26 protein-coding genes, 1 tRNA gene and 1 CRISPR repeat array are annotated in these 25,359 nt (G+C 41.1%); of the genes, 12 read left to right on the top strand and 15 right to left on the bottom strand.

Going from position 1 to position 25,359, the window contains the following annotated elements; genetic code table 11:
- Positions 1-700 precede the first annotated feature (700 nt).
- A CRISPR array of direct repeats spans positions 701-1,318; the repeat unit is 35 nt; unit sequence GTTTTCAATTAATTCCCCTTCACGGGGACGGAAAC.
- A gap of 80 nt (positions 1,319-1,398) precedes the next feature.
- From H6G41_RS31800 to H6G41_RS31790, 3 genes are read left to right on the top strand one after another with little or no spacing between them, the layout of a single operon-like run.
- Positions 1,399-1,743, top strand: a complete 345-nt coding sequence (locus tag H6G41_RS31800; RefSeq protein WP_190752084.1) for a DUF952 domain-containing protein — start codon at positions 1,399-1,401, stop codon at positions 1,741-1,743.
- A gap of 38 nt (positions 1,744-1,781) precedes the next feature.
- Positions 1,782-1,970 carry a DUF4089 domain-containing protein gene (locus H6G41_RS31795; protein ID WP_190752082.1) on the top strand — a complete coding sequence of 63 codons (189 nt, stop codon included), beginning with the start codon at positions 1,782-1,784 and terminating at the stop codon, positions 1,968-1,970.
- Complete coding sequence (locus H6G41_RS31790; protein WP_190752080.1) at positions 1,967-3,343, top strand: AtzE family amidohydrolase; 1,377 nt, start codon at positions 1,967-1,969, stop codon at positions 3,341-3,343. The genes H6G41_RS31795 and H6G41_RS31790 overlap by 4 nt, the downstream gene beginning before the upstream one ends.
- Before the next feature lie 226 nt (positions 3,344-3,569).
- On the opposite strand, the gene xth is transcribed toward H6G41_RS31790, so the two are convergent.
- On the bottom strand, positions 3,570-4,352 hold the full coding sequence (gene xth / locus H6G41_RS31785; RefSeq protein ID WP_190752078.1) for an exodeoxyribonuclease III: 783 nt from the start codon (positions 4,350-4,352) through the stop codon (positions 3,570-3,572).
- A gap of 449 nt (positions 4,353-4,801) precedes the next feature.
- Here xth and H6G41_RS31780 point away from each other — a divergent pair, with 449 nt between their 5' ends.
- The 4 genes from H6G41_RS31780 (at position 4,802) to H6G41_RS31765 (ending at position 8,151) form a co-directional block, all read left to right on the top strand.
- On the top strand, positions 4,802-5,869 hold the full coding sequence (locus tag H6G41_RS31780; RefSeq protein WP_190752076.1) for a glycosyltransferase family 4 protein: 1,068 nt from the start codon (positions 4,802-4,804) through the stop codon (positions 5,867-5,869).
- 57 nt (positions 5,870-5,926) lie between these two features.
- Positions 5,927-6,112 carry a hypothetical protein gene (locus H6G41_RS31775; RefSeq protein WP_190752074.1) on the top strand — a complete coding sequence of 62 codons (186 nt, stop codon included), beginning with the start codon at positions 5,927-5,929 and terminating at the stop codon, positions 6,110-6,112.
- 200 nt (positions 6,113-6,312) lie between these two features.
- Entirely contained in the window at positions 6,313-7,341 is a 1,029-nt protein-coding gene (locus H6G41_RS31770) for an alcohol dehydrogenase catalytic domain-containing protein (protein ID WP_190752072.1), read from the top strand.
- A gap of 201 nt (positions 7,342-7,542) precedes the next feature.
- Positions 7,543-8,151 (top strand): hypothetical protein, encoded by a 609-nt coding sequence (locus H6G41_RS31765; protein ID WP_190752070.1) that lies wholly within the window; start codon positions 7,543-7,545, stop codon positions 8,149-8,151.
- A 151-nt stretch (positions 8,152-8,302) separates the two neighbouring features.
- On the opposite strand, the gene H6G41_RS31760 is transcribed toward H6G41_RS31765, so the two are convergent.
- The 6 genes from H6G41_RS31760 to H6G41_RS34845 form a co-directional block, all read right to left on the bottom strand.
- Positions 8,303-8,668, bottom strand: a complete 366-nt coding sequence (locus H6G41_RS31760) for a Dethiobiotin synthetase (protein ID WP_190752069.1) — start codon at positions 8,666-8,668, stop codon at positions 8,303-8,305.
- Positions 8,669-9,047: 379 nt separating this feature from the next.
- Positions 9,048-9,977, bottom strand: coding sequence for a peptide chain release factor N(5)-glutamine methyltransferase (gene prmC, locus H6G41_RS31755; RefSeq protein WP_190752067.1), 930 nt, complete (start codon positions 9,975-9,977; stop codon positions 9,048-9,050).
- A gap of 231 nt (positions 9,978-10,208) precedes the next feature.
- On the bottom strand, positions 10,209-11,021 hold the full coding sequence (locus H6G41_RS31750; protein WP_190752065.1) for a Tic22 family protein: 813 nt from the start codon (positions 11,019-11,021) through the stop codon (positions 10,209-10,211).
- Between the two features lie 643 nt (positions 11,022-11,664).
- A tRNA-Pro gene (locus H6G41_RS31745) sits at positions 11,665-11,738 on the bottom strand.
- A gap of 310 nt (positions 11,739-12,048) precedes the next feature.
- Entirely contained in the window at positions 12,049-12,573 is a 525-nt protein-coding gene (locus H6G41_RS31740; protein WP_190752063.1) for a GNAT family N-acetyltransferase, read from the bottom strand.
- A gap of 82 nt (positions 12,574-12,655) precedes the next feature.
- The gene (locus H6G41_RS34845) at positions 12,656-12,808 is read right to left on the bottom strand and encodes a hypothetical protein (RefSeq protein WP_206756963.1); all 153 of its coding nucleotides are present in this window, start codon (positions 12,806-12,808) and stop codon (positions 12,656-12,658) included.
- 111 nt (positions 12,809-12,919) lie between these two features.
- Between H6G41_RS34845 and H6G41_RS31735 the strand changes: the two genes are divergently transcribed.
- Both H6G41_RS31735 and H6G41_RS31730 read left to right on the top strand, forming a co-directional pair.
- Positions 12,920-13,639 carry a hypothetical protein gene (locus H6G41_RS31735; protein ID WP_096645572.1) on the top strand — a complete coding sequence of 240 codons (720 nt, stop codon included), beginning with the start codon at positions 12,920-12,922 and terminating at the stop codon, positions 13,637-13,639.
- A gap of 103 nt (positions 13,640-13,742) precedes the next feature.
- Positions 13,743-14,660 carry an alpha/beta fold hydrolase gene (locus H6G41_RS31730; RefSeq protein WP_190752061.1) on the top strand — a complete coding sequence of 306 codons (918 nt, stop codon included), beginning with the start codon at positions 13,743-13,745 and terminating at the stop codon, positions 14,658-14,660.
- Between the two features lie 73 nt (positions 14,661-14,733).
- Here H6G41_RS31730 and tsaD read toward each other — a convergent pair whose 3' ends face one another.
- Positions 14,734-15,780: a tRNA (adenosine(37)-N6)-threonylcarbamoyltransferase complex transferase subunit TsaD gene (gene tsaD / locus H6G41_RS31725; protein WP_190752059.1), complete on the bottom strand. Its 1,047-nt coding sequence runs from the start codon at positions 15,778-15,780 to the stop codon at positions 14,734-14,736.
- Positions 15,781-16,051: 271 nt separating this feature from the next.
- Between tsaD and H6G41_RS31720 the strand changes: the two genes are divergently transcribed.
- From H6G41_RS31720 to H6G41_RS31710, 3 genes are all read left to right on the top strand, one after another.
- Positions 16,052-16,546: a Photosystem I reaction center subunit III gene (locus tag H6G41_RS31720; protein ID WP_190752057.1), complete on the top strand. Its 495-nt coding sequence runs from the start codon at positions 16,052-16,054 to the stop codon at positions 16,544-16,546.
- Between the two features lie 39 nt (positions 16,547-16,585).
- Positions 16,586-16,735, top strand: a complete 150-nt coding sequence (gene psaJ / locus H6G41_RS31715; protein WP_096605611.1) for a photosystem I reaction center subunit IX — start codon at positions 16,586-16,588, stop codon at positions 16,733-16,735.
- A 270-nt stretch (positions 16,736-17,005) separates the two neighbouring features.
- The gene (locus tag H6G41_RS31710) at positions 17,006-17,521 is read left to right on the top strand and encodes a photosystem I reaction center protein subunit XI (protein ID WP_190752055.1); all 516 of its coding nucleotides are present in this window, start codon (positions 17,006-17,008) and stop codon (positions 17,519-17,521) included.
- A 483-nt stretch (positions 17,522-18,004) separates the two neighbouring features.
- Here H6G41_RS31710 and gmk read toward each other — a convergent pair whose 3' ends face one another.
- From gmk to H6G41_RS31675, 7 genes are all read right to left on the bottom strand, one after another.
- Positions 18,005-18,604, bottom strand: a complete 600-nt coding sequence (gene gmk, locus H6G41_RS31705) for a guanylate kinase (protein ID WP_190752088.1) — start codon at positions 18,602-18,604, stop codon at positions 18,005-18,007.
- A gap of 167 nt (positions 18,605-18,771) precedes the next feature.
- Positions 18,772-19,038, bottom strand: a complete 267-nt coding sequence (remA, locus tag H6G41_RS31700) for an extracellular matrix/biofilm regulator RemA (RefSeq protein WP_015127199.1) — start codon at positions 19,036-19,038, stop codon at positions 18,772-18,774.
- Positions 19,039-19,683: 645 nt separating this feature from the next.
- Positions 19,684-20,448 (bottom strand): gamma-glutamyl-gamma-aminobutyrate hydrolase family protein, encoded by a 765-nt coding sequence (locus H6G41_RS31695; RefSeq protein ID WP_190752053.1) that lies wholly within the window; start codon positions 20,446-20,448, stop codon positions 19,684-19,686.
- A gap of 34 nt (positions 20,449-20,482) precedes the next feature.
- The gene (locus H6G41_RS31690) at positions 20,483-20,875 is read right to left on the bottom strand and encodes a hypothetical protein (RefSeq protein WP_190752086.1); all 393 of its coding nucleotides are present in this window, start codon (positions 20,873-20,875) and stop codon (positions 20,483-20,485) included.
- Between the two features lie 150 nt (positions 20,876-21,025).
- Positions 21,026-22,111, bottom strand: a complete 1,086-nt coding sequence (locus H6G41_RS31685) for an AI-2E family transporter (RefSeq protein ID WP_190752051.1) — start codon at positions 22,109-22,111, stop codon at positions 21,026-21,028.
- Positions 22,112-22,366: 255 nt separating this feature from the next.
- Positions 22,367-23,803 carry a bifunctional orotidine-5'-phosphate decarboxylase/orotate phosphoribosyltransferase gene (locus tag H6G41_RS31680; protein WP_190752049.1) on the bottom strand — a complete coding sequence of 479 codons (1,437 nt, stop codon included), beginning with the start codon at positions 23,801-23,803 and terminating at the stop codon, positions 22,367-22,369.
- 166 nt (positions 23,804-23,969) lie between these two features.
- Positions 23,970-24,692 carry a molybdopterin-dependent oxidoreductase gene (locus tag H6G41_RS31675; protein WP_190752047.1) on the bottom strand — a complete coding sequence of 241 codons (723 nt, stop codon included), beginning with the start codon at positions 24,690-24,692 and terminating at the stop codon, positions 23,970-23,972.
- Between the last annotated feature and the right edge of the window lie 667 nt (positions 24,693-25,359).

The following is a 25,359-nucleotide window of genomic DNA, read 5'->3' as shown; positions in this document are numbered from 1 at the left end:
ATGTCAATACATATAAGGCTTTTGGCAAAATAAAGATGCTTTTTTTGTGTTTATATGAGTGCTATAACTAATAATTTGGCATAATAGCTACTGAAGAACCATTTTTGTTAGGGTTAATTGCTATTTAATAAGTAAATTACGCAAAAAATAAAGCAATATCAGCTTTTTTTGCTGAATATACCGAAAACACAAAGCAAACCCCAGTTTGAGAAAACAATTCCCGTGATCAGAAAGCAATTTGCGTGATCAGAAAACAATTCCCGTGATCAGAAAGCAATTCGCAGTTTAATACCAATTGGAAAAAAGAATGCGACATATTGTAGGGGCACTGGCACTGCCATGCCCTCTAGAATATTTTGATGTTATGTTACGTTTGTAGTCTCCAGAGTGAAACTTCCAGCGTACTCTGTTATACTCTCAAATAATTTCACAGAACCTTGAAAACTTAATATGACGTTTCCAAGTGAAAGCAAAAGTATTTGTTTTGGCTAAACATACGTAAATTTTTAGCGGGGGTAGAGCAATATCCAAAACCCTGATTCTTTCGTTGACCCCCGCGAAAAGCTTACACAGTAACCTTTTGAGCATGGTCTACTAGCCTTCAATTATCAATAATTTGAGCTTATTGACAGTTAAGTTACACCCCCCGCGAAAATGGGTATCTGTAATCCTCTCTGGATAAGGCTTCTAAAAGGGTAGGGTTTTCAATTAATTCCCCTTCACGGGGACGGAAACCAGCAAGATTGCCAATGCAACTGTCAAAAACTTTTCAGTTTTCAATTAATTCCCCTTCACGGGGACGGAAACCAATAGTAGCGGCTCCGAACAAACCACTAACTGCTGTAGTTTTCAATTAATTCCCCTTCACGGGGACGGAAACTTGGAATGTGTTCTATCAATAGATCACGTAGAAAAAAGTAGTTTTCAATTAATTCCCCTTCACGGGGACGGAAACTTTTAAGAACGATCATCTCTGCTTATTTTAAGAAGAAAGTTTTCAATTAATTCCCCTTCACGGGGACGGAAACCTTCCAAGAAGCCCCTGATAAGCAGGGATTAATCCAGCGGTTTTCAATTAATTCCCCTTCACGGGGACGGAAACCGACCTAGTCTTTGACCAGGCTGTAATGCCAGCCATAGTTTTCAATTAATTCCCCTTCACGGGGACGGAAACTCTTTGTCAAGAGCCAGATGGAAGTAATGCTGGTAAACACTTTTCAATTAATTCCCCTTTACGGGGATGTAAACCGAAATTGTTTCCGCTAGGCTAACAACTCTAGCGTGTTTTCAATTAATTACCCCTCACGGGGATGGAAAAATTAAACCTAGCTAGCAGAGCGCATTTTGTGGCAGTGCTGGAATATATTCAATGAGAGTAGTTAGCAGCGCTGCAATTTCATGAAAACTATCTTTCACATTACCTCAGCACAACAATGGCAACAAGCAAAAATCCTCGGTAGCTATCGCGCTGATTCATTGGATAGTGAGGGTTTTATCCATTGTTCGGAATCTCAGCAATTAGTTAAAGTAGCAAATAGATTTTTTCGCAATCAAAAGAAATTGCTATTACTATTTATTGATACTGATAAAGTTACATCTAAAATTCGTTATGAGGAGGCGGAAGTAGGCGAGTTATTTCCCCATATTTATGGTGAGCTAAATATTGATGCTGTGTTTCAGGTTGTTGACTGGGAATCTGGGGAAGACGGTTTGTTTAATTTGCCGCCAGAAGTTATAAATTGAGAAGAAAAACCGCAAAGACGCAAAGGGCACGAAGGAAGATGGAGAGTCAGGGGTTTGACGTTGGTGAGTATGTAGATAAAATGGCGTTGTTGGTGGATTTGCAGTTGCGCGATGAATATCGTGATGGGGTAGTGGCAAATTTTGAGAGAATTAAAGCGATCGCTTCCCTTGTAACTGAATTCCCCATACCAGAAGAAGTTGAAGTTGCACCAGTGTTTGAACCATGAATGATGCTGTATCTATAGCTGCGGCTGTGCGTGAGGGTAAAGTTAGCGCGGTGGAGGTAACTCAAGAAGCGTTAGCTAAAATTGCGGCACGCGATCGCCAACTTAATTGTTTTACAGCGATAATTGCGGAAGCAGCTTTAAAAGATGCAAGCAAAATTGACAAAGAAATAGCCCAAGGTAATGATCCAGGGGTGTTGGCTGGTGTACCTTTTGCAGCGAAAAACCTCTACGATATCGCTGGATTGACAACTCTCGCCGGTGCGAAAATTAATGCCGAAAATCCCCCAGCTACCCAAGATGCAACAGCAGTCTCTAGATTAAAGCAAGCTGGTGCGGTGTTGGTTGGCGCTTTAAATATGGATGAGTACGCCTATGGATTTGTGACGGAAAATTCCCATTACAGTGCTACTCACAACCCCCATGATTTACAGCGCGTAGCTGGGGGTTCTTCTGGTGGTTCAGCAGCGGCGGTAGCGGCGGATTTGGTGCCTTTAACCCTAGGTTCGGATACTAACGGTTCAATTCGGGTTCCGGCGGCTTTTTGTGGAATCTTCGGTTTCAAACCCACTTATGGCAGATTGTCTCGTGCTGGGGTAGCTTTATTTTCTACCAGTCTGGATCATGTCGGCCCTTTTGCCCGTTCGGTGCGGGATATTGCCACAGTATTTGATATTCTCCAAGGATCGGACAATCGTGATCCGGTATGTACAAAACTACCGCCAGAATTATCTTTACCACAACTCGATGACAATCTATCTGGTATCAAAATTGCCATTGCCGATGATTATTTTGCTAAGGGTGCAGCCCCAGAAGCCTTAGCCGTAGTGGAACAGGTAGCCCAAGCTTTAGGTGTAAATGATTACGTAACCATACCAGAAGCAGAACGGGCGAGAGCAGCCGCTTTTATCATTACAGCCAGTGAAGGGGCAAATTTACATTTAACTAAATTGCGATCGCGTCCGCAAGACTTTGATATTGCCACACGCGATCGCTTTTTAGCTGGGGCGTTAATCCCCAATCAATGGTATCTACAAGCCCAGCGCTTTAGAAGATGGTATCGCGATCGTCTGCGGAGAATCTTTACCCATGTCGATCTCATTCTCGCCCCCACCACACCCATTGCTGCCCCGTTAATTGGTCAACAAACTATGATTTTAGATGGTGAGGAAATGTTAGTTCGTCCTCACCTCGGCTTATTTACCCAACCATTATCTTTTATTGGCTTACCTGTATTATCAGTACCAATTCAGCGCCCTAATTCTCTCCCCCTAGGCGTGCAATTAATCGCCGCACCTTACAACGAAGCCTTAATTTTAAAAGTTGCATCCATCCTCGAAGCCAAGGGTGTAGTATCAGCGCCGATCAAACCATAGGGGAAGCCTGGAAATAAGCTAATGCGCCTCTAAATTGCATAACTCCTAATCAGCGCCGTCAACCATCAGTAGGGGCGGGTTTATTGAGAATTATCGTTGATTCAGTGAGGATATTTGTGAACCCGCCCGTACAACAGTCAACAGTCAACAGTCAACAGTCAACCGTCAACAGCCATCACGATGAATTGTGCAACTTAAAAGCCGAATACCTTACCCATTTCCCCAATCAAAATTCCACAATCACTGGCGTATGGTCGCTAGGCTGGGTTAATTTTCTCGGCGCGACATCAATAATGCAGCTGGTAGCACGCTCGTAAAGAACTGGCGTTAGATAATGATGGTCAATTCGCCAGCCTAAATTGCGCTGAAAGGATGCGGCGCGATAGTCCCACCAACTGTAGTTTCCACCTTCCAAGTTAAATTTACGAAAAGCATCAGCAAATCCCAATGAAAGCACATCCCTAAGCGCTTGGCGTTCGGCTTCGGATGACATGATATGAGTTTCGGCTTTGACTTTATCGTGAATATCTTGAGCTTCTAAGGCAATATTAAAGTCGCCACAAACACAAATTGCCTCATGGGATTTTAATAATAGTTGCAAATACTGCCGTAATACTGTTAACCAGCGCAGCTTATATTCGTATTTTTCGCTACCTATAGATGAACCATTAGGAACATATAAGTTCACAATCCTCACATTATCAATAATTCCCGTAATTACTCGTTTTTGTTCGTCCCATTCTGGTTGTAAATTGGGCACAATTGGTGTGAACCCCATACTGACATCTAACAGCGGTTGACGACTAATTAAAGCTACGCCGTTGTATGATTTCTGCCCAGAAAAATAAACATGGTAGCCTAATTGTTCAAAAGGCGATCGCGGAAAATCTCGATCTACAACTTTTGTCTCTTGCAAGCAAAGCACATCAACCAAATTTTGGTTTAACCAATCAGTGACATGTTCTAGGCGAGTGCGAATTGAATTAACATTCCAAGTGGCGATTTTCATTTAACCTTTATTTACATAAATTCATTAATTAATTATTAATTAAAGGGTTTTTATTTTTTTTTAATATTTGTCTCTTACCTATGATTCTAGCCATTTTCCCCTAAATCATTCCTAAGAAGAATTGATCCCAAGGTAAATTTTAGTATTTTGAGCTACAAAATTTTTAAATCAGTAGGTTAAGTTACAGAATAGGCAATTGTTTAATTGATCCCCAAGATAGATGAAAGGAGTTACAGTTGATTGTATCTTTGTATTGTAGTCGTCTGAGGCAATCACTGATTATCTGAAATTTATTGGTGCTGTTTCAATGGTACGGTTAACCGATATTGCACTTGCGGGCATGAATTTGGTTAATTTAAATTTCAGAAGATTAAGTATAAATTCTTTGCCCTCAAAAGTTAACTAAAGTTCTCATCTAGAGAACTATTAAATCGGCTGAACCAAGACATATGAAAATAGCTCAAGTTGCCCCCTTATGGGAAAGAGTTCCACCTCCAACATACGGAGGAATTGAACTGGTAGTGAGTCATTTGACCGATGAATTAGTTCGTCGCGGTCATGAAGTCACTTTATTCGCTTCTGGCGATTCCCAAACTTTGGCTAATTTAGAAGCAGTTTATCCACGAGCATTACGCTTAGATCCAAATGTCAAAGAGTATGCCGTGTATGAAATGTTGGAACTTAGCCAGGTTTACCAGCGATCGCCGGAATTTGACATTATTCACTCCCATGTAGGAATTTCGTCCCTATCCCTAGCGAGTCTAGTATCAACACCAACGATACATACTCTCCACGGCAGCTTTACCAAGGATAACCGCATCGCCTTTGGTCACCATAAAAAACAACCATACATCAGTATTAGTAATGCACAGCGGCAAATAGATTTAAACTATTTTGGCACTGTTTACAACGGCATTAACCCAGAAGATTACCCTTTTAAAAAACAACCTCAAGAACCAGAATATTTGGCATTCCTAGGGCGCTTTTCCCCCGAAAAGGGGCCGCACCATGCGATCGCCATTGCCAAGCAAAGTGGTTGGCGCTTGAAGATGGCAGGAAAGATTGATGACGTAGACTCGAAGTTTTTTAAACAAGAGATTGCCCCCCATATAGATGGTCAGCAAATTGAATATCTTGGTGAAGTTAACCACGCACAAAAAGCTGAACTATTAGGCAATGCTGCTATCACTCTTTTTCCCATTACCTGGCAAGAACCTTTTGGGTTAGTAATGATTGAATCAATGGCAACTGGGACGCCAGTAATTGCAATGAATCTCGGTTCAGTACCAGAAGTTATTGCTCAGGGGGAAACAGGTTTTATCTGTCAAAGTTATGACCAGATGGCACAGATGATTCCCCAAGCTTTAAAACTCAATCGCCAAGCCTGTCGCCAACACGTAGAAAACAAATTTAGCGTTACCCAAATGGTTAACGGCTATGAAGCAATCTACGAAAAAATTATTCAACAGCGCGTAGATTTGAATGGGCACATTCATGCTGCCAAAATTCAGTTTTAATCAAACAAAATTTTTTGTGTATATTACATCAACATCTTTTTAAAGGAGGACATCGGTATGAGTATGAGAACCAACACCTGCCCATGTTGTGGTGGTTCCCTCCTGCGCCATATTCGGCATAGTGAAGTTTATTGGTTTTGTCTATCTTGTCGGCAAGAAGTACCATTATTAACGTTGGGTCGCTTGTCGAATGCAGAAACCCGAAATACAGGCGTAATTCCTCAGCCGACAGTCAATTCATAATCTCAAAAAGCAGAGGGCAGAGGGCAGGAGGCAGAAGGAATATTGCTGAGATTTATCAGTTTTTCCTTCTTTGCGTCTCTTGTCTGCCTTTTGTTAATTTGTGAGGTTTCAAAAATTTCAGTACTGACAACTGACAACTGACAACTGACACGCGAAGCGTTATAAAATCAGGTGAAGTCAGTAATTTTAGGTCAAAAGTTGTGTTGGCAGCCTTGCTTTATGGTCAAGAAGATTTACGCTTAGAGGAAGTAGCCGATCCGACTCCCGCTGCTGGTGAAGTAGTAATTCAAGTAGAAGCGGCGACAACTTGCGGCACAGATTTAAAAGTATGGCGGCGTGGTGGTCATGCCAAAATGCTGAAACCACCGACTTTATTTGGTCATGAAGCAGCTGGGCAAATTGTCGCTTTAGGTGCAGGTGTTACAGGTTGGCAAATAGGCGATCGCGTCGTCGCGAATAATTCCGCCCCATGCATGAATTGCTTTTTCTGTCAACGCCAAGAATATTCTTTATGCCCCAATTTGACCTGGAATAATGGGACTTTTGCTCAGTATCTGAAAATTCCTGCGCCCATAGTCCAGCATAATTTATTACCTATTCCCGATGACTTGCCCTATGAATTAGCAGCCATGACCGAACCCTTAGCTTGTGTATTGCATGGGTTAGGGCGTACCCCAATCAAACCAGCAGACAGGATTGTAGTGCTGGGAGATGGGGCGATCGGGCTGATGTTTGTCGCCGCCCTAGCAGAGAAACAGACAGCCGAGATTTGGCTGTGGGGCGGTAGCGATCGCAGACTAGAAATTGGTAAAAAATTAGGTGCAACCCAGACATTTAACTATCATCAAATTCCCGATATCCCCGAAGTAGTCAAAGAACTTACCCAAGGATGGGGCGCAGATATCGTGATTGAAGCCACTGGTGTACCCAGCGTTTGGGAAACTGCGATCGCCTCTGCTCGTCCCGGCGCAACCGTCAACTTATTTGGTGGTTGTCCCAGAGACACCACTATTACAGTCAACACAGAACAATTACACTACAGCGAATTAACCTTAAAAGGCGTATTTCACAACACTCCTGAATATGTCCGCGCCGCCCTCGCCGCGATCGCTAGTCGTCAACATCCTTTAGAACTACTAATTAGCGAACATCGCCCCTTAAAGGATTTAGCACAAGTATTTAATGACATGAAAGCCCGCAAAGTCATCAAAGTAGCGCTGAAAGCATGAAGCGAGGTACAGGGTATTAGGGACACAAACAGGAGAATTGCCCAATGCCCAATGCCCAATGCCCAATGCCCAATGCCCAATGCCCATTCATCAGTAAAATAACGTACTGGCATAGCAATCTTTTTTAAATTTATATGAAATAATTTGGCAGCAAAACGGGAAAACTATGATTACCTCGCGATATAGTACCCGATTTTGAAAATGCTAAAAAAACCTCTGCTTACTTTTTTGATACCTGTTTCTTTCTTTTCTTGGTTAGCTGTGGGAATGCTTGCTGATTCCCAAGCCAACGCTTTACCAGGACAACCAACAGAAGAAGTAACTACTTGGATTCAAGCACATCCTACGCTACGCCCTAGAAGTGGAGAGCGCTTATTTATACAAAAGAGTGATACAGCAGCTCAACGATTTACCTTTTTAGCATCGGTGTTACCGCCTGGTAAAGTAGCTTTTACTAAAGACCGCAGCATGATTCGTAATGAGCGCATTACTATGTATGATGCAGTTAACGGCATGACATCCGATCGCTTGCAAGAGGCTTTACGAGTAATTTATGGAATAGATATCTATCAAGACTTTAAGCGCGGGCAGGTACTTTATCAATATCCTAATCAAAGTGCAATTAACTCAGCCCGGTTGGCTAAAACTCCTATTAGAGAAGCTTTAAAGGGAGAATTACGAGTAGGCGATCGCTTTGCTTATTGGGTAGAAGTTGCCCAGCCTAAAACAGGCAAAGCTTTCACCGGTCAAATGACAGTTTTACTCAAAAGCGATTTAGACAAATTAGAAGCAGAATTGCGCAATCGTTGATGAAGGCAGAACATAGGAGGCAGAAGACAGAAGGAATTCCCATAAATAATTTTAGTGACTCTAAACTAATACCAGATAGCAAAATACAGTTTCTCGCTTCTCTTCTGCTCTCTGCCATCTGCCCTCTGCCTTTGTTCCCTAATATCAGCGATTACCCTCCGAACCCTGTATTAGGTGAGGTATGCCATTGACCAGAAAAAATACTTTCAGCTGCTAGAGAAATTCGTAGCAAATCTTCCTTTAATAATGGCGGCCATTCAACACCAACTTTCCGCCCAGCAGCAAAAAGCTGTTGAGTCTTAATACTTAACTCAAACAGCGCGTAGGCTAAGTCTCTATCGAGAGTAGAGGCTTCTTTGAGAGCTTCAAATACCACTTTCAACGCCAACAAAATCGAAGTAATTTGACCGGGAACTGGCGGTTTTCCCTGTTTCATCCGCGTTAACAAGGAATCTGAGCGATCTTCGGTTGTTAATGTTTGGTCTATCAGGATTTTGCGAGCTGTTTCGTAATTCATTTATTCAGCTTACAGCAGATTATGTCTCAGTAATACTTAGTTATAAATTATCACCCTTAATCGGGATTGTGATGAATTTTAACTCAAATACTTTGACATTTATATGTTTCTTATCTAATTTTTATTTGATTTTTTAACAAAACTCATTACACTTTTATTCCCTCGTTTCTTCCTCTATTGCCTCTTCTTTATTTTCTTCCTTGGCAAGTAATTTACAAAATCAACCCAGATTTCTATATATCCGGGATTTAGATTAATTTTTAGTTAAGTCTTTTTTATAAGCTGAATATTATGAAATTACCAAGCTCTTAACAGGCTGTTAATTGATTATTTTTTCTAGATTTAAATAATCAAGTTTGTAGTTTGAACAAAATTGGGATCAATAATTAGCATTCACATAAGCAACTGCAAAGCGTTCAATTCCCTCTAAATCAGAGTGAATTTGAATATTGTAGTAGCTACCTTGATTTTGCAATAGTTCCTGCACTATTTTCGCTTGTCCTGCCATCATTTCAATCAGCCACACTCCACCAGGACGTAAATAACTAGGAGAGATTTCAATTAAATGACGAATGCAATCTAAACCATCAGCACCGCCATCTAAAGCTAAATGTGGTTCATGGAGCATTACTTCTGGTTGTAATGTCGGTAAAGTACTTGTAGGGATATAGGGTGGATTTGATACCATACCACTAAACTGACCTTTTAAATGTGTGAGTGGCTGCCACCAAGAACCTTGATAAAATTGTATGCGTTCGCTCAGTCCCAAATTTTCGGCATTTGCTGTGGCGATCGCTAAAGCATCCAGGCTGTAATCAACGGCGTGAATGGTGGCTTTGGGAAACACATGAGCTAATCCTAGTGCGATCGCTCCACTCCCAGTCCCCAAATCTGCCCAATGTCCTTGTTGTAACGCTGGAGTAATTTGGCTATCATTAGCCGCAGCTACAGCTAAATCAATCAAGCATTCTGTTTCTGGACGGGGAATCAAAACTGCACTCGATACAGCAATTTTAAACTGTCGCCAAGGTGTCACCCCGGCAATATACTGTACAGGAAAGCGATCGCATAACCGCCTTTGCCACAACAGTTCTAAATCCGCTAAAGGTAACTCTAATTGAATCTGCGGCCAGTTTTTGAAAGATTCTAAACGCAGCGCTAACCGATCTAAGCTAGCTACCTCTTGGAGTAACCAATCAACTTCTGCGACTGGTACATCATGAGCGATCGCCGCTTGAATTGCATTCTGACGCCACTGCCAAAGTTCTAACCCAGAAACTGCTTTTGGCTGTGTATTCTTAAACTTCATAGGACTTACGCATTGACCTGCACCAAATAAAAAATTTAAGTTGTCGGGTGCGTTAGGAGAGCAACAACTTTCACTGACGCAGCCGACAATTCCTAAATTTTAGGATAATTTAGTTTTTGGTCTATTCCAATGCGATCGCTTGTTACCTACCTAAATACTAGTCCAACAGTCCAAACAACTCTTCCAGCATACATCCTGGACTATTTATACATTACGTAAGTCCTAGATTGACTATTTTTTCGGCGCAGGTGCAGCAGGTCTAGCATTTGGCGATTGATTTCCTTTAGGGGAGTTAGGTGCTAGTGAGCGAATAAAATTGATTGACTCCTGCGATGGATACAGGACAATTTTATTCATCCCAGGATCGTTGCTGCTGCTGAGTGCTTCAATCACGCCATACAAATCTACTACTTGAATTTCTGTATTCGCTCCCTCTTGTGGCGCAGCTTTTTTAAATTGGTCTAACAAACTGACTGCTTGCTCTTTTTCAAAAAAGAAGGGAATGTAGCGCTCATTACCTTGTGCCAAAGGGATGGTCAGATAGCTATTATCTTTCTTAAATTTGGGTACAAACAAGGGAATACCATTAAATTGCTGTCCTTGTTGACCGCTTTGATTTAATAAAGTTCTGGCTGATTCTACCTGTTGTTGGGTTGGTACTAAAGTATAAAAAACAGAATCAGATTTCTTCTTACCTTCTAGCACTATTTTATAGTAGTCTGCTAAAGATAAAGGTCTGACCTGCAAGGTGCTTGCTAACTGTGGATTTTCTTTCTTGAGGCGATTGTCTAAAAATTTCTGCGCATCTTGCTTGCTAATAAAAAATCCTACTTGAGAGATCTGCTTACCCTGATTGTTTCTAGAAATAACGATGAATTCACCTTTAGCATTGGTCAGGGTAAATACAGGTACTTCTTGGAGTTTTTTCTCTACCTGATCTTGTGGTAAAGCCATTGCTTGGAGATTGCCGATTACTGGCAACGCCCCTGATAATACACTACCAGCAATAGCTAATGTTGCGCCCCAGCGAACCAATGATTTCATGACTACTCCTTGTGTCAACAATTCAATTACCTCAGATAAATAGTTGGATTTCCGCAGCACCAACTTTTTTTAGTTATATAGCAATCTCTTAGAAATGTGAAAAATTTGTGGTGGCTATTAAATGAATAGACAACGCTCAAAGATTGATATTCCCCGATAATTTAGGATTGCTATATTATGGTCTTCAGCCTTAAATGGTGCTGTTTTTCAATGTTGCTCTGCCTATACTTGCTCTGCATCACCAAACGTAGTACGTACTTTTTAGATAGGGCGACACAGTAACTACAAATTGCTCAAATTATTTCCGCCTTAAATGTCATTTGATTTTCTTTACCCAGCTATAAATGACGCCATTATATAGTGAATCGTTCCAATTGCCTTGCATGTAATATTGGCTCAAATCTTGAACAATGTATATAAATCTATTTAGTAGATTAGTAGCTGCTAGGGAGCAAATTTGTCTTATGATAGCTTACCCAATAGCTTACGACCAGAATAGGCATATTAAATTACTCCGCAAAAATATCTAATTGGGTAGCACAGCTATTTACCAGCGAGAAACTTAGGCTAACTATTGTTTTTTCTTATTACAAATTGCAAAAAACCGCAGTTACACTAATGAAACTACGGTTTTAATTTTAAATCGGGATGACAGGATTTGAACCTGCGGCATCCTGCTCCCAAAGCAGGCGCGCTACCAAGCTGCGCTACATCCCGGTTAATTCATCTACTTCAGTAGAGCGATTGACTCTTAATCCAAAAGTTTGAGAGTTTCGCAGCTACACAGCAACTACTTCTACCTTGATGCTTTTCACAAAGCGTTAATCTGATTATATCAGAAGTGGTAGATATTTACTAACTTTTTTTTGCGTCTGCTAACACATATTCAGATCGGGAATGCTGTGTTAGCTTCACAATCAAGGTGGTCGCTGAATTATAGGCTGAACCCTGACATTAATTTTTTAGTAGATTTCGGCAATTATAACTAAAATTTTGGGTGGGAAGGTGTTTTATTTCTATAAAGGATTTAGTGAGGATACCAAAACATGCCCTTGATGCCTTCGGGATCGGGCATAAAACCCATAGTCCGGTAGAAATCGACAACATGAGGATCGGCAAAGAGAGTAACATTGCTAATCTCTTCGCTGCGCAGTTTTTTGAGAACGTATTTCATCAATGCTTTACCCATTCCTTTACCTTGAAAGTCAGGGTGGACGACTACATCCCAGATAGTCGCATTAAATGCATGATCGGAAGTAGCACGCGCAAAGCCAATGAGCCGCCTTTGGTTTCCTCGCACTTGCCACATAGAGGCGACGAGAAAACTATGCTCAATGGCTTTTTTCACTTTTCTCAGGGGACGACGAGACCAACCAACAGCGTCACAGAGTTCTTCGAGTTCATACAAATCGATATCTCGCTCTGTGCTGAAGACGATGCGATCGCTATTCGGACTATTGCCCGTAAATTCCGCGCTCGTCTCTTCCAAGGGAGCTGTTTTACTAGTCGCTGTAGATTCAGAAGTACTAAACCAAGTTTTCCAAAAACCCATGCCAACGTGGTTCGGGTAGTATAACTGAATTGGCTGCCACTCATAAAAAGTGGAGATTCACGTTTAACACAGCTAGATCCACCTAATCTCCCGCACAGACAAAATTATTTGCTGTGGTTTGGGTTTTCAATGGTGACAGCTGACTAGAGCGTGTTTCACACCAATCATTTTCAACTTTAGCATTTTGTTGTAAAGCTAGGAGAAATTCACCAAAAGGGAAAAATAAGAGAGTCAATTGTATATAGGGATGAAAAATTGGGTATAGGGTATTAAGTATAAGAAAACTCTTTCCCTGTACCCAGTCCTCAGTCCCCTGGTGACACATCTCGCGAGTCTACCCCCAAAGATGGCTTCTGGTTTAAAATCTTCGACTCTGGAACTACTAAAGCGCTTTAATCGAGCGTTTCCCCAGTTTTATGAACAATTTGTTAGCAGTGAGATTCAACTGCAAAATTTACGCTTAGCCTACCGTCTGTATAAAACTAGACGAGCTGTGATTGAGCTGAAGCCGGAAGGAAGCAAAAGCGCCTTGCACTTTGCCTACCGCAATCAGTCTTTTCTCCTCAGCGATATTTTTGGCGTACTAGCTGCTTACGGGCTAACTATCCACGGTCTGAGCTTATACGGTCAGATCCGATCGCCAATGTTAGTGTTTATTAAGCTTTTAGTATCTCGTGGCAGTAAAGCCTTGACGGAGAAAACCGCAGACAATGTCTGTCGGGCAATCCGCGAGGCTTTAGGCGGACGCTTTGAAGTAGAAGAAATGCTGGCTGTAGAATTCAACCTTGATGCTGGCTTAGAGCAAGTGCAAACAGAATTCTATGTCGATCCGGTGTTTCATCTGCCAGCTTTAGTGATTGAAGCCGATAATCAACCGGGATTATTTTACAAAGTGATGTATGCCATCTGGCAGGAGGACTTACTAGTAGTTAATGCCAACCTACTAGTTTGGCGCGGACGCACCAGGCTAATTCTTTACTTGTTGGGGCCTAATGAAAGTCTCATTCCCGAATATTTGGGACACAAAATTGCTGAAGGGGTGCGACAGAGATTACTAGGAAAATAACGGCAGCTATACAGTATGAAGGAAAAAAGTTTTCTAGCTGAAACCTTTTTCCTTTTACACTCCATATTTAGTCGCACCCGCCCTTAAAGGTACGATATAAAGTATGGCAACCATTGAAATCCTCGGCGTTCCCCACTCCTACGAGCTAACGGCTCCCACCTCCTGTCCCCATGCTTTAGTTTTTGTTCACGGTTGGCTCAATAGCCGTGGATACTGGCAGCCTGTGATTTCCCGACTGTCAGTAGATTTCCAGTGCCTATCTTATGATTTGCGTGGTTTTGGTGAGTCCCAATCCCAGCCTGACAATGAATGGAGTCGGACACAAGTTTCTCTAAGTTTTGCTGCTAACTCCACTAATGCAGTGGATTCATCTTTTGAATCTATGTATACGCCAGCAGCCTACGCCCATGATTTAGTAGTGCTATTACAGCAGCTACATATCACCAGCGCTTGGTTAATTGGTCACTCTTTGGGTGGGACAATTGCTCTGTGGGCAGCAAATCAGATGAGCGATCGCGTTAAAGGGGTAATCTGTATTAATGCCGGTGGGGGAATTTATCTCAAAGAAGCCTTTGAGCAGTTCCGGACTATGGGACAGCGATTTTTACAAGTCCGTCCGCGCTGGTTATCTCAAATACCTTTGATTGATTTACTGTTTACCAGAGCTAGCGTAGCACGTCCTTTAGAGCGTTATTGGGCGCGTCAGCGAGTAATTGATTTTGTCGTTGCCGATCCAGAAGCTGCTTTAGGCACATTGTTAGATTCGACAACTGAAGAAGAAATCAACCGCTTACCCCAATTAGTCTCCCAACTCAAGCAGCCAGTTTATTTTTTGACTGGGAGTCACGATAAGGTAATGGAACCCAAATATGTACGCCATTTAGCCAGCTTTCATCCATTATTCCAATACTGTGGCGACAATGTGATTGAAATTCCTGATTGTGGGCACTTAGCAATGTTAGAGCAGCCGGATGCTGTGGCTAGTCATATTCAGGTGCTAGTCAATGGAACTGGGGCATAGGGCATAGGGCATAGGGCATAGGGCATTGGGCATTGGGCATGAGTACAACCGACAACTGACCACTGACCACTGACTAATTGCCTTGATACAACTTCATGACTTGAGTGAGAGATAGCCGAGATTCGACGCCTAAGGTGAGGGGAGATGTATGTCCCCGTGATAGGTGGTCGGCGCCGGCACAGGCAATCATGGCGGCGTTGTCTGTGCAAAATTTCATAGGGGGGAAGAGAACACGAAGGTTATGTTCGGCGGCGGCGGCTTGGAGGTTTTTTCTCAGTCCACTGTTAGCGGCGACACCTCCACCAACCGCAATTGTATTGAGGCCATAATCTAAGGCGCAGGCGATCGCTCTTTTGGTGAGCGATCGCGCTACTGTTTCTTGAAAACTAGCGGCTACATCAGCTACAGGAATCTCCGCGTTATTTTTCTCTAGTTGCTGCACTAACCGCAATACTGCTGTTTTTAAGCCGCTAAAACTGCCGTCATAGCGATGGTATCCCCCACCTGGTAAAGATACTTTCCCTTCTGGCAGGGCAAAGGCTTGGGGATCGCCTGTTTGCGCTAGCTTATCTACGATTGGCCCGCCAGGATAACCTAGCTTTAACAGCCGCGCTACTTTATCAAAAGCCTCGCCCGCCGCATCGTCACGGGTTTCCCCTAGGGTTTCGTAAATACCACAATCCTTGACATATATCAAGCTTGTATGTCCGCCGGAAACTAGTAAGCTAAGAAAAGGGGGATCTAAGCTTGGCTCGCTCAAGTAAGTTGCATAAATGTGCCCTTCGAGATGATGCACTCCCAAAAATGGTTTTTGTTGAATCATGGCCAAAGTTTTGGCAGCAGTTAACCCTACCAACAGTGCGCCAACGAGTCCAGGGGCACAGGTGGCTGCTATACCGTCAATTTGCGCCCAATTCATTTGGCTTTGCTCTAAAGCTTGGGCGATCGCCCAGTTGATTGTTTCTAAGTGTTGGCGGGATGCTACCTCAGGCACTACACCGCCATATTGCTGATGAATCGGGATTTGTGAAGCTATGATACTGCTACAAACTTGACGATTGTTGACAATTGCCACAGCAGTTTCATCACAGCTAGTTTCGATTGCTAAAACGGTTGCCATTGCTACAAGGGAGTAATGTGTGATCGGTTCTGACGCTCAGCTCTAGTTCATGAATTCTCTCAAATTATTACGAAATTTTGCTCACTATTTGAACTCAGAACTCAGAACGCAATGAGAACTTGGTTGAGAAGCTTTAACTTTTATTTACTTAAACTTTACTCGGTTCCCAGGCAAGAGTATGATGACTTGCTAGTTATCTAAATAAAGACTGTACAAGCCGCTTCGTTTTGTACAAAAAACTTTTTGTTTTGTAATAAAAGGAAACAACTCCATGCGACGATTGTTTGCTTTGATTTTAGCGATTGGTCTTTGGTTCAATTTCGCCCCGCCCGCCAAGGCGCTGGGTGCGGATTTGGCACCATGTGCAGACACTCCCGCTTTTCAAGAGCTAGCAAAAAATGCCCGTAATACCACCGCTGACCCAGAATCTGGTAAAAAGCGGTTTGAGCGTTACTCTCAAGCTCTTTGTGGCCCTGAGGGTTACCCCCATTTGATTGTTGACGGTCGTCTTGACCGTGCAGGCGATTTCTTAATTCCTAGCATTCTTTTCCTTTACATTACTGGTTGGATTGGTTGGGTAGGCCGTGCTTATCTCCAAGCCATCAAGAAGGGATCTGACTCTGAACAAAAAGAAATCCAAATCGATTTGGCTTTGGCTCTACCAATTATGGCCACAGGCTTTGCTTGGCCAGCAGCAGCTGTCAAAGAATTGCTTTCTGGTGAATTAACAGCCAAGGATACAGAAATCCCCATTTCTCCCCGCTAATTCATCAGTATCGATTAACTTGTTTAGGAGACTAAATTCATGGCAGACAAAGGCGACTCATCGTCCTACTTGGTTAAATTCATTTCTACTGCACCTGTAGCAGCCACTATTTGGTTGACCATCACAGCTGGAATTTTGATTGAATTTAACCGCTTTTTCCCCGATTTACTGTTCCACCCACTGCCATAGATAGAAGACTCTATTTTCACAACCTGAATATCTGGTCTTCCATCTGATATTTTGTAGCTATATTTTTCTTGAGTTAATCGGAAAAATATAGCTCAAATAGGTAGTACAAATAATTATTTAAAACTCGTAGGCCCTTGCAGCTTACGGGTTTTATGTCTTTTTAATTAAGTAAATTAATTTTTCTAAACTTCTCAGACAAAAAGCACCTTTAGCTACAATTATTATTAATAGAAAAATGCCACAATTCTAATTTAGAGGCGAACATAAAATATGGCGCAAGCAGTAGATGCATCCAAAAATCTAGCCAGCGACCCAAGAAATCGTGAGGTTGTTTTTCCCGCAGGTCGCGATCCACAAATAGGTAACCTGGAAACACCAATTAATTCTTCTCCCTTAGTTAAGTGGTTCATTAATAACTTACCTGCTTACCGTCCTGGTCTAACTCCTTTTAGACGTGGGCTAGAAGTTGGTATGGCTCATGGTTACTGGCTGTTTGGCCCCTTTGCCAAATTAGGCCCCCTGCGCAATACACCTAGTGCTAACTTAGCTGGATTGCTAGGAGCGATCGGCTTGGTTGTAATTTTGACCGCTGCCCTAGCCCTATATACTCACAGCAATCCTCCTAAAGCACTTAGCAGCGTTACTGCTACCCCTCCAGATGCTTTTACTACCAATGAAGGCTGGAATAATTTCTCCAGTGCTTTCTTAATCGGTGCTATTGGTGGAGCCTTAGTTGCTTACTTCTTGACAATCAACCTAGCACTCATCCAAGGTCTAGTAGGTTAAATATCTCTTCCAATCGCCATTATCTCTAAATTGCAAGAATCAAGCTGCATATCTTGCGATTTCTGGTTGGGTTGAATAGCCAAGGGTAGCTACTGCGTGAAGCAGTGTACCCTTGCCGCTTTTTGCCCAATAATCATTTATTGCTCCGTATTTAAGCAAAAAAAGACACATACAAAAAAGCTTGGCTTTTGAATATGTGTCCTTTTTTTATGAATAAAGGCAGAAGGCATAAGGGAAGAACTATCCCTTATGCATCTAACACTAATGCGCTTCTAACTTGCATAACTACTAATCAGGGCTGTCAACGGTCAACAGATCTCACAATAGATTGTGCAACTTAAAAGCAGAAATGCTTACTTATCAACGAAGGGAATAAAGCTCTAAAATTGCGTCTTATACAAGGCGCTGACTATCAACAGGGGTTGTAGTCTGCCTTGAATCAATTGTTTCTTCTGCCCTCTAACTTCGGAAATTTAATTGGTATTAGCCAAACAAATCAGCTTCTAGAGTTTTGACAGTAGTTTCAAAATCATCATTGACGATTTTAATGTCAAACTCATCAGCGGCTTTTACCTCTTCTTGAGCGCGTTGTAGACGACGTCCGATAGCGGCTTCTGAATCCTGGGCGCGACCCCGAATCCGCTTCTCTAACTCATCAAAGGAAGGTGGCAAGATAAAAATGCTATGGGCACCAGGAAAAGAAGTGCGGATTTGTCTTGCCCCTTCCAGCTCAATTTCTAGTACAACCAATTTTCCAGAACCAACTTGGTTAAGCACAGCTTCTCGGGGCGTACCGTAATAATTACCTGCAAATTCTGCCCATTCTAAGAATTCGCCTTGCGCAACCAATTGTTCAAACTTACTCCGGCTGACAAAGTAATAATGTTTGCCGTTGATTTCTCCTGGGCGAGGAGAACGGGTTGTCATCGAAACGGAATAGTAAAGTTCTGGATGACGTTGCAACAGGGCACGTAGCAAAGTGCCTTTGCCAACCCCACTAGGGCCAGTTAAAACAATCAGTCGCCCGGAAGGCGAAAACTCTTTAGTAGTAGCACCACTCTGAATGGGTAGAACTTGCATTATCAGCTAAACCTGTGAATTATCGATAGAGCTAGATTCATTAGTCTAGTATTTGTTAGCTGTGTAACTCTTGACTAAGGAATTTGCCACACGGGTGACATAAAAATCGTCTAATTCACATGGTACTGCTGATATGGCGCAAATAGGGTAGGGATATTAGCCCATCTCTACTAATTATCTACAACTTGATGCTCCCGAGAAATAACGAAGCGATTGGCTACAGTTTCTGGTTGAATCGCCGAGAGAATTACGTGGCTAGAATCGGTGATAATTACCGCCCTAGTCCGACGCCCATAAGTCGCGTCAACAAGTTGGCCTCTGTCCCGTGCATCGGTAATAATCCGCTTAATCGGTGCAGACTCTGGGCTAACAATGGCAACTACTCGATTGGCAGATACGATATTGCCAAAACCTATATTGATTAATTGTATTTCCATAGAAAAACGGATACCAAACCTGGTATGAGTCGTCAGTACACAATTATTACCATGTTATCCTTAAAAAATTCGAGTTACAACGCTTAAATGAAAGGAATCTTTAGTGTTTAAACCATAATTGGTTTTTTTTGCGATTTACCACCACTTATAGTTAAAATATTCCTTAAGATATATGTCAATATAGCTGAATAGAAGTTATGCATAATCACTTAGAAAACCAATCTATTTACTCACTGGCCTTACCTAGTTGGCATAGTAAATAAAAGTTAAGGTTTTCAAAAGTCAAAACTTTGGCAAGTTTAGCAGCCGCAGTTGGTATTTACAAGGGGCGCGTTGTGTCAGATTTTCACTCTAGAAAACACACATTGGGGTTAAACGCGCCGATACAAGAGTATACAATATATTATTTTTTGATAAATGACAAATAATTTATTGTCAAATTTAACATGTAAATCACAGTATTCCCCGTTTTCTGAGAATCTACCGAGCTACCTAGACTCAGCATTACCCTAAATTTATTGTGGCAAAAACAGAAAAGATACTTTTCCTGGTTTGATTCAGGTGAATAGATGAGAATGATTATCTCAGTGTGGGGTAGTCGAGGGATTAGTTATGGTGGTTTTTTACTGGTTAGATTACTTCAGGTCAGCTATTCACGACCTTCAATGGTGCTGTCACCAAACTTTTTTGACTAACTGTGGCTTGCACAAAAGCCTGAAAAATTCTTTGATGATTTGGATCGTTAGCCGAAAGCTCTGGATGCCATTGTACACCCAGCGCCCAAGGGTGATATTCGCATTCCACAGCTTCAATTACCTCATCTTCTAGAGCATGGGCGACAACGCGCCAACCAGCAGGTACTTTGTGTACTGCTTGATGATGCCAAGACACTACAGAAATTTGCGTATTTTGCACACAACTAGCTAAACGGCTTTCTAGATCAATCTTGACTATGTGTTCTGTTGGCAAACGCCGCCCAACTTCAGGTTCTAGACGATGTAAGACAGAGGTACCATATACTTCTGGTAGGTGGGGAATCAGCGTCCCACCACAAACAACGATGAGAATTTGTAAACCCCGGCATATACCCAACACAGGTAAATGATTTTCCAGCGCCAGCTTAGCTAGTTGTAGTTCAAAAGCATCGCGCTCACAATCTACAGAATAAATGCTGGGGTGGTCACAACCGTTATAGCAAACAGGGTTAATATCTCCACCACCAGAAATAATTAAACCATCCAGAGGCTCTAAAAGGATGCTGGGGTCAGTTTCTCCTGGGGGTAATAATATGGGAGTACCGCCTGCTGCACGGACTGCATCTAGGTAATCTCTGGCAACAGAAAATGGTAATGCTCCTTGTTGACCACAGGTAGTAATACCAATCAATGCTTTGTGAGATTTTCTACTCATCGTTATTCCTTTTTCACCAATTTAGTCGAAAAGTTTAATCAGTTTTACCCTCCTTTAACATTTGATCTAACAATTTTCTCGCAGGTTGTGCTTTAGTCAACGCTGCTTGATGATCGCTATAAGCACGAACAAGGCGCGTCAAACCGTTTACGCCTACCTTCAGTTGCTCTAAATCTTCACCAGTGACTAGTTCTCCATCCAGCATCCGCCCAATCAAAGGTTTGATGTCACCCACTTCCTGGCGTACTTTTTGCAGCTTTTCTAAAGCACTCAGTAAGCTTTTAAGCGAGTTAACAATCTCATCAATATTTTGGGAATCCTCCACTGGTGCAGCAGCATCTTCCACTGTCACCGCCGCTTCATCCTCTGAAACAGGAGGTAATTCCTGTGCGGAAGTTTCACTTTTAACTGCGTTTGTCTTTGCCATCAACGCTTCCTCAAGAAATTTCCCCCAGTGTATCGTGCTTATAGCTTTTCCATCACTCTTAGGCAAGATGAATTTGTTAATGGGCAATGGGGCATTGGGCAGGGCATGGGGCATTGGGCATGGGGCAAATAGGCGCGAAGAGTGTCAACCTTAACGCCCTATCTCTGGCATAGCTTCTCCTTCAATTGTATTGCTGGAAACATTAGATACAGAAACAAAACCATCTGCCGCATCTTTGATAAAACCAGCTATGGGTACTGCAATTAGCAAGCCCAACAACCCACCTACGTAAGTTCCTATGAGTAAGGAAACAATTACCCACACGGGTCTAAGTCCTGTAAATCGCCCTAACAGCCGGGGTGCGATCGCCTGATCGATTAACTGGTCGATTACAATAGCTACAGCAAAAACCTTCACGGCTAACCAAAAATCATGGGATGCGATGATTAAAGTCACCACAATTAGGCTGATAACATCGCCAAAGGGAATTAAGCTTAAAATTCCAATTCCTAACCCAAAAAGTAATGCAAACTGCACCTGGAAACCTAAAAACATTAAAGTTTCCGAAACTCCCATCAGCAGCCCTAAACTCACTTGACCAATTAAATAATTTTGAAAATTTTGTTGTACAGAATCTTTAATTTTGCGGGCAAAATCCCAAGGAAATTTTTGGAATATACCCTCCCAGATTCTTTGCCCATCTATTAATAAGTAAAAAGTTAATACAACTGTGACTATTGCTTCAGAAATACTATCAATTGTATCGATAATAATTCCAAAAAGATGTTTAAATAAATATTCTAATTCATCGGGCAAGTGATTATTTAATTGCGTTAATATTTGCCCTATATTAACTTTTAAATTTTCAGTTAAATTCCAAGTATTTAGACTTTGTAATTTTGCTTCATTTGCATCAATCCATTGGGGCAATAATTTGACCATTTCATTAAATTGCCCTAAGATAATTGGTACTAAGATAATGCCTAAAGCCATCAAAATAATCAAAGCTGGTATAAACACTAAACCTATGGCATAGTTACGTTGAACTCCTCTTTGCTCAAGGCTAGAAACAGGATAATTTAAAATAAAAGCAAACAAACTTGCTAATACCAAAATTGTTACTATTGGTTCAAAGTAATGGAAAAACTTAAATGCTAACCATACATTAAGAAAAATTAAAGGGAATAGCAGAGTAATAATTAATATTTTGATTATTTGATTGAGAGAAATATTCATAATAAGTGAGAATTAGTGAGGTGAAATTAAAGTACCGCATCATAAATAGTGAACAAGAACTTGAAAAATGTACAATTAATCTTGTTGCGGAACTGACACACTCCTCAATAATATAATGTAATGGATATGAAAAAATATAAAATGTTATGAGGGTGTGTTATACCGGAGACTAACACACCCTACTGTATTAATCTGGAATAATTCATGAGCTTCAGTACAAGTTTTGAATGAGTGAATTTTGAGTTACATCCAGTGCTAGTAGCTTTCTTTAAAAGCTAATAATTGTCCCTCATTAATACGTCCTGCTTGATACAGAGTTTCTGTAATTTCAGAAAGAGTTAAAACCGCATAACTGTTGTAACCATTTTGTCTTAACCTCTCTTTTACACCCTGTTCGTGGTCAATAAATACGACTATATCTTGAACATTTAGCTCCGCAGATTTTAATTTTTCTGCACCTTCCATTACACTTTTACCACTAATGAGAATATCATCCACAACCACAACAGTTTCACCAGGATGGAAGTTACCCTCAATTACCTTACGAGTTCCATGTGCTTTCACTTCCTTACGCGGAAAAATCATCGGACAATGAAGACGCAATGCTAAACCTGTAGCTGTAGGTAAAGAACCATAGGGAATACCTGCTATTCTATCAAAAGTCAGAGTTTGCAAAATATTTTCATAAGCACTCAATACTTGATTAAATACTTGCGGGTTGGAAATAATTTTACGTAAGTCGATGTAATAAGGAAAAGTCGCTCCTGAGGCTTGCACAAAGTTACCAAACATAATGCAGCCAATATCGTACAGTTGTAAAATTAAATCTTGTTGTGGGTGTATGTTTAAAACACCGACATCCGGTAACCAAACATTACAGGTAGAATTATCATCATTAAGATTAGTTTTGTATTGATTAATTTCTGCCCGTAAAGCTTGGATTTCTTGAGATAATTGGGGTCTACTTAGCATATCTTGAGGTGCAGGAATTATTAACCCCGTGCCATTATCATTCAAGCCGGCTGCTAGAATTTGATTTAGATTGCTACCCTCTGCCCAAATACTACGAGCCATAATCATTCTTTCCGGTGCAATTGCGCGAATTAACGCCAAAACTTCAGGATTGGTAGTACCTACTTCTAAACCTAATTGCTCTGGAGTTCCCCAATTTTTGGATTCTTTAACCACCTGCAAATATAAAGGTGTTTCGGTTACCGGATATTGTTGTAAACTTTCTGCACCGGGATTAGATGTACAACACAAAATAAATACTGCATTATTGGGATAAACTAAATATGGTGCTACATGATCTTGTCCGGTATAGGGGCTGAGTGTAATAGCATCAACGCCCCATTCGGTAAACACAGTCCGAGCAAAAATAGTACTAGTATTTAAGTCACTATGTTTAGCATCCAAAATAATAGGAATGTGTAAGGGTATAGCTTGTAAAGTTTTGTGTAATAGTTCTAAACCGGGAATACCTAAGGCTTCATAAAAGCCAAAAGTTGGCTTATAAGCACAGACATAATCGGCAGTTTCAGCAATAATAAATTGCAACCAATTCCACAACCCATCCATGATATTTGAAGATGTATAGCGTTCGGGCATCATCTCTGGATTTGGATCTAGTCCTACAAATAGCAGACTTTGATTGCGGGCAATATTATCATGTAGTTTATCAAAAAATTTCATAGAGAATTGGTAAGTTGTCAGTTGTCAGACGTTCGGCGAAGCTCAGTCGAGCCGTTGTCAGTTGTCAAGAAAGTAATATTTATTTCTCCTCCTTGTCTCCCTTGTCTCCATTGTCTATCTTTTCCCTTTTCCTTGTTATGAGATATTTGTCATTAGCGTGACTTTTTTACAGTCCTGCAAACCATTCATAACCTTGGTCTTCCCAATAGCCTTTAAAAGGTGATAAATAATTAGTGAATGTAATTTGAGTTACCCACTTACTTTGCTTATATCCTAATTTAATTGGTGAAGCTAAACGCAAAGGCGCACCATTATCAACTGGTAAAGGTTCACCATTTTTTTGATAAGCTAATAAAGTTTGGGGATGCAACACTGATGCTATATCCCAGCTTTCATAGTAGCCATCGGCTGATTTAAAATAAGCATACTTGACATTAGATTTAGGTTGGGCAAGAGCAATGATTTCTTGCAAACGGACACCACCCCACTGTACAATTGCAGCCCAGCCTTCTACACAAACATGGCGAATAATCATGGAAGTTAGAGGTAAAGCTAAAATTTCTTGCATACTCAGACTCAGAGGATTATTTACCTCGCCATCAACAATTAAACGATACTTCTGCCAATCGATAATTGGAGTACCTCTAAAAGTATTAACTATTAAAGCTTCTGGTTGAATTTGGCTAGGGGAAAATTCCGGTACAGGCTTTTGAGGATTAAATATCAACGTTTCCACCTTTTGATTTAGCGGTTCGGAAAGTTTACCTACTAAATCTTCAAAACTTGGTGTCCCACAACCACCAAGTAGAAAACTCACACCGGACAATCCAGAAATTTGGAAAAATTGACGCCTTGTCAATTGCAGAGGATGATTGTGAATTAAACCCATATGGAAAAAAATTACTTTCCTCAACAGCAAGAGCAGATAGTTTACCGAGATTTTGCACTATTCTCAATCATCGTATGGTATCTGCTGCACAGAATTTAATAATTAGGCAATGTTGAGTGTTGACTGTTGAGTGTTGACTGTGTTTACTGAAGCTACAAGAAGTGTTGACTACTGACAACTGACCACTAACAATAAAAAAAGGTTTGGTTGCGAGCCAAACCTCGATCATTGCTGTGCTTAACAACGTACTAAAATAATTTATACCTACTCTTATGACAGATCATCATCCTATAGGATGTATGCAAATATGTCACAACCTGGTATCAAAATACTTGCTTTAGATAGTAGCTATGCAAAAGTTTTTCTCGCTTAAGTAAAATATAAGTATATTTTTACACTTTTGTATAAAATATATAAAAAAGGCTTGGCTAGACCAAGCCTCCAGATATACCAGGTGTTTACCATATATATATAGATAATTTAGACTTACTCTTGTTAGATATCATCTTTCTATTTGTAGTGTACAAATATCTTCAAAGCTGATATGAGGGTAGGGATCACAAATAGGTTCTTCAGTAGCTATTATGCCAAATTATTAGTTATAGCACTCATATAAACACAAAAAAAGCATCTTTATTTTGCCAAAAGCCTTATATGTATTGACATC

The sequence above is a fragment of the Tolypothrix sp. FACHB-123 genome, from assembly GCF_014697075.1.
Classification (GTDB): Bacteria; Cyanobacteriota; Cyanobacteriia; order Cyanobacteriales; family Nostocaceae; genus Aulosira.
Note: the sequence above shows the minus strand (reverse complement) of the source record. Positions and strands in the feature narration are given on the sequence as shown.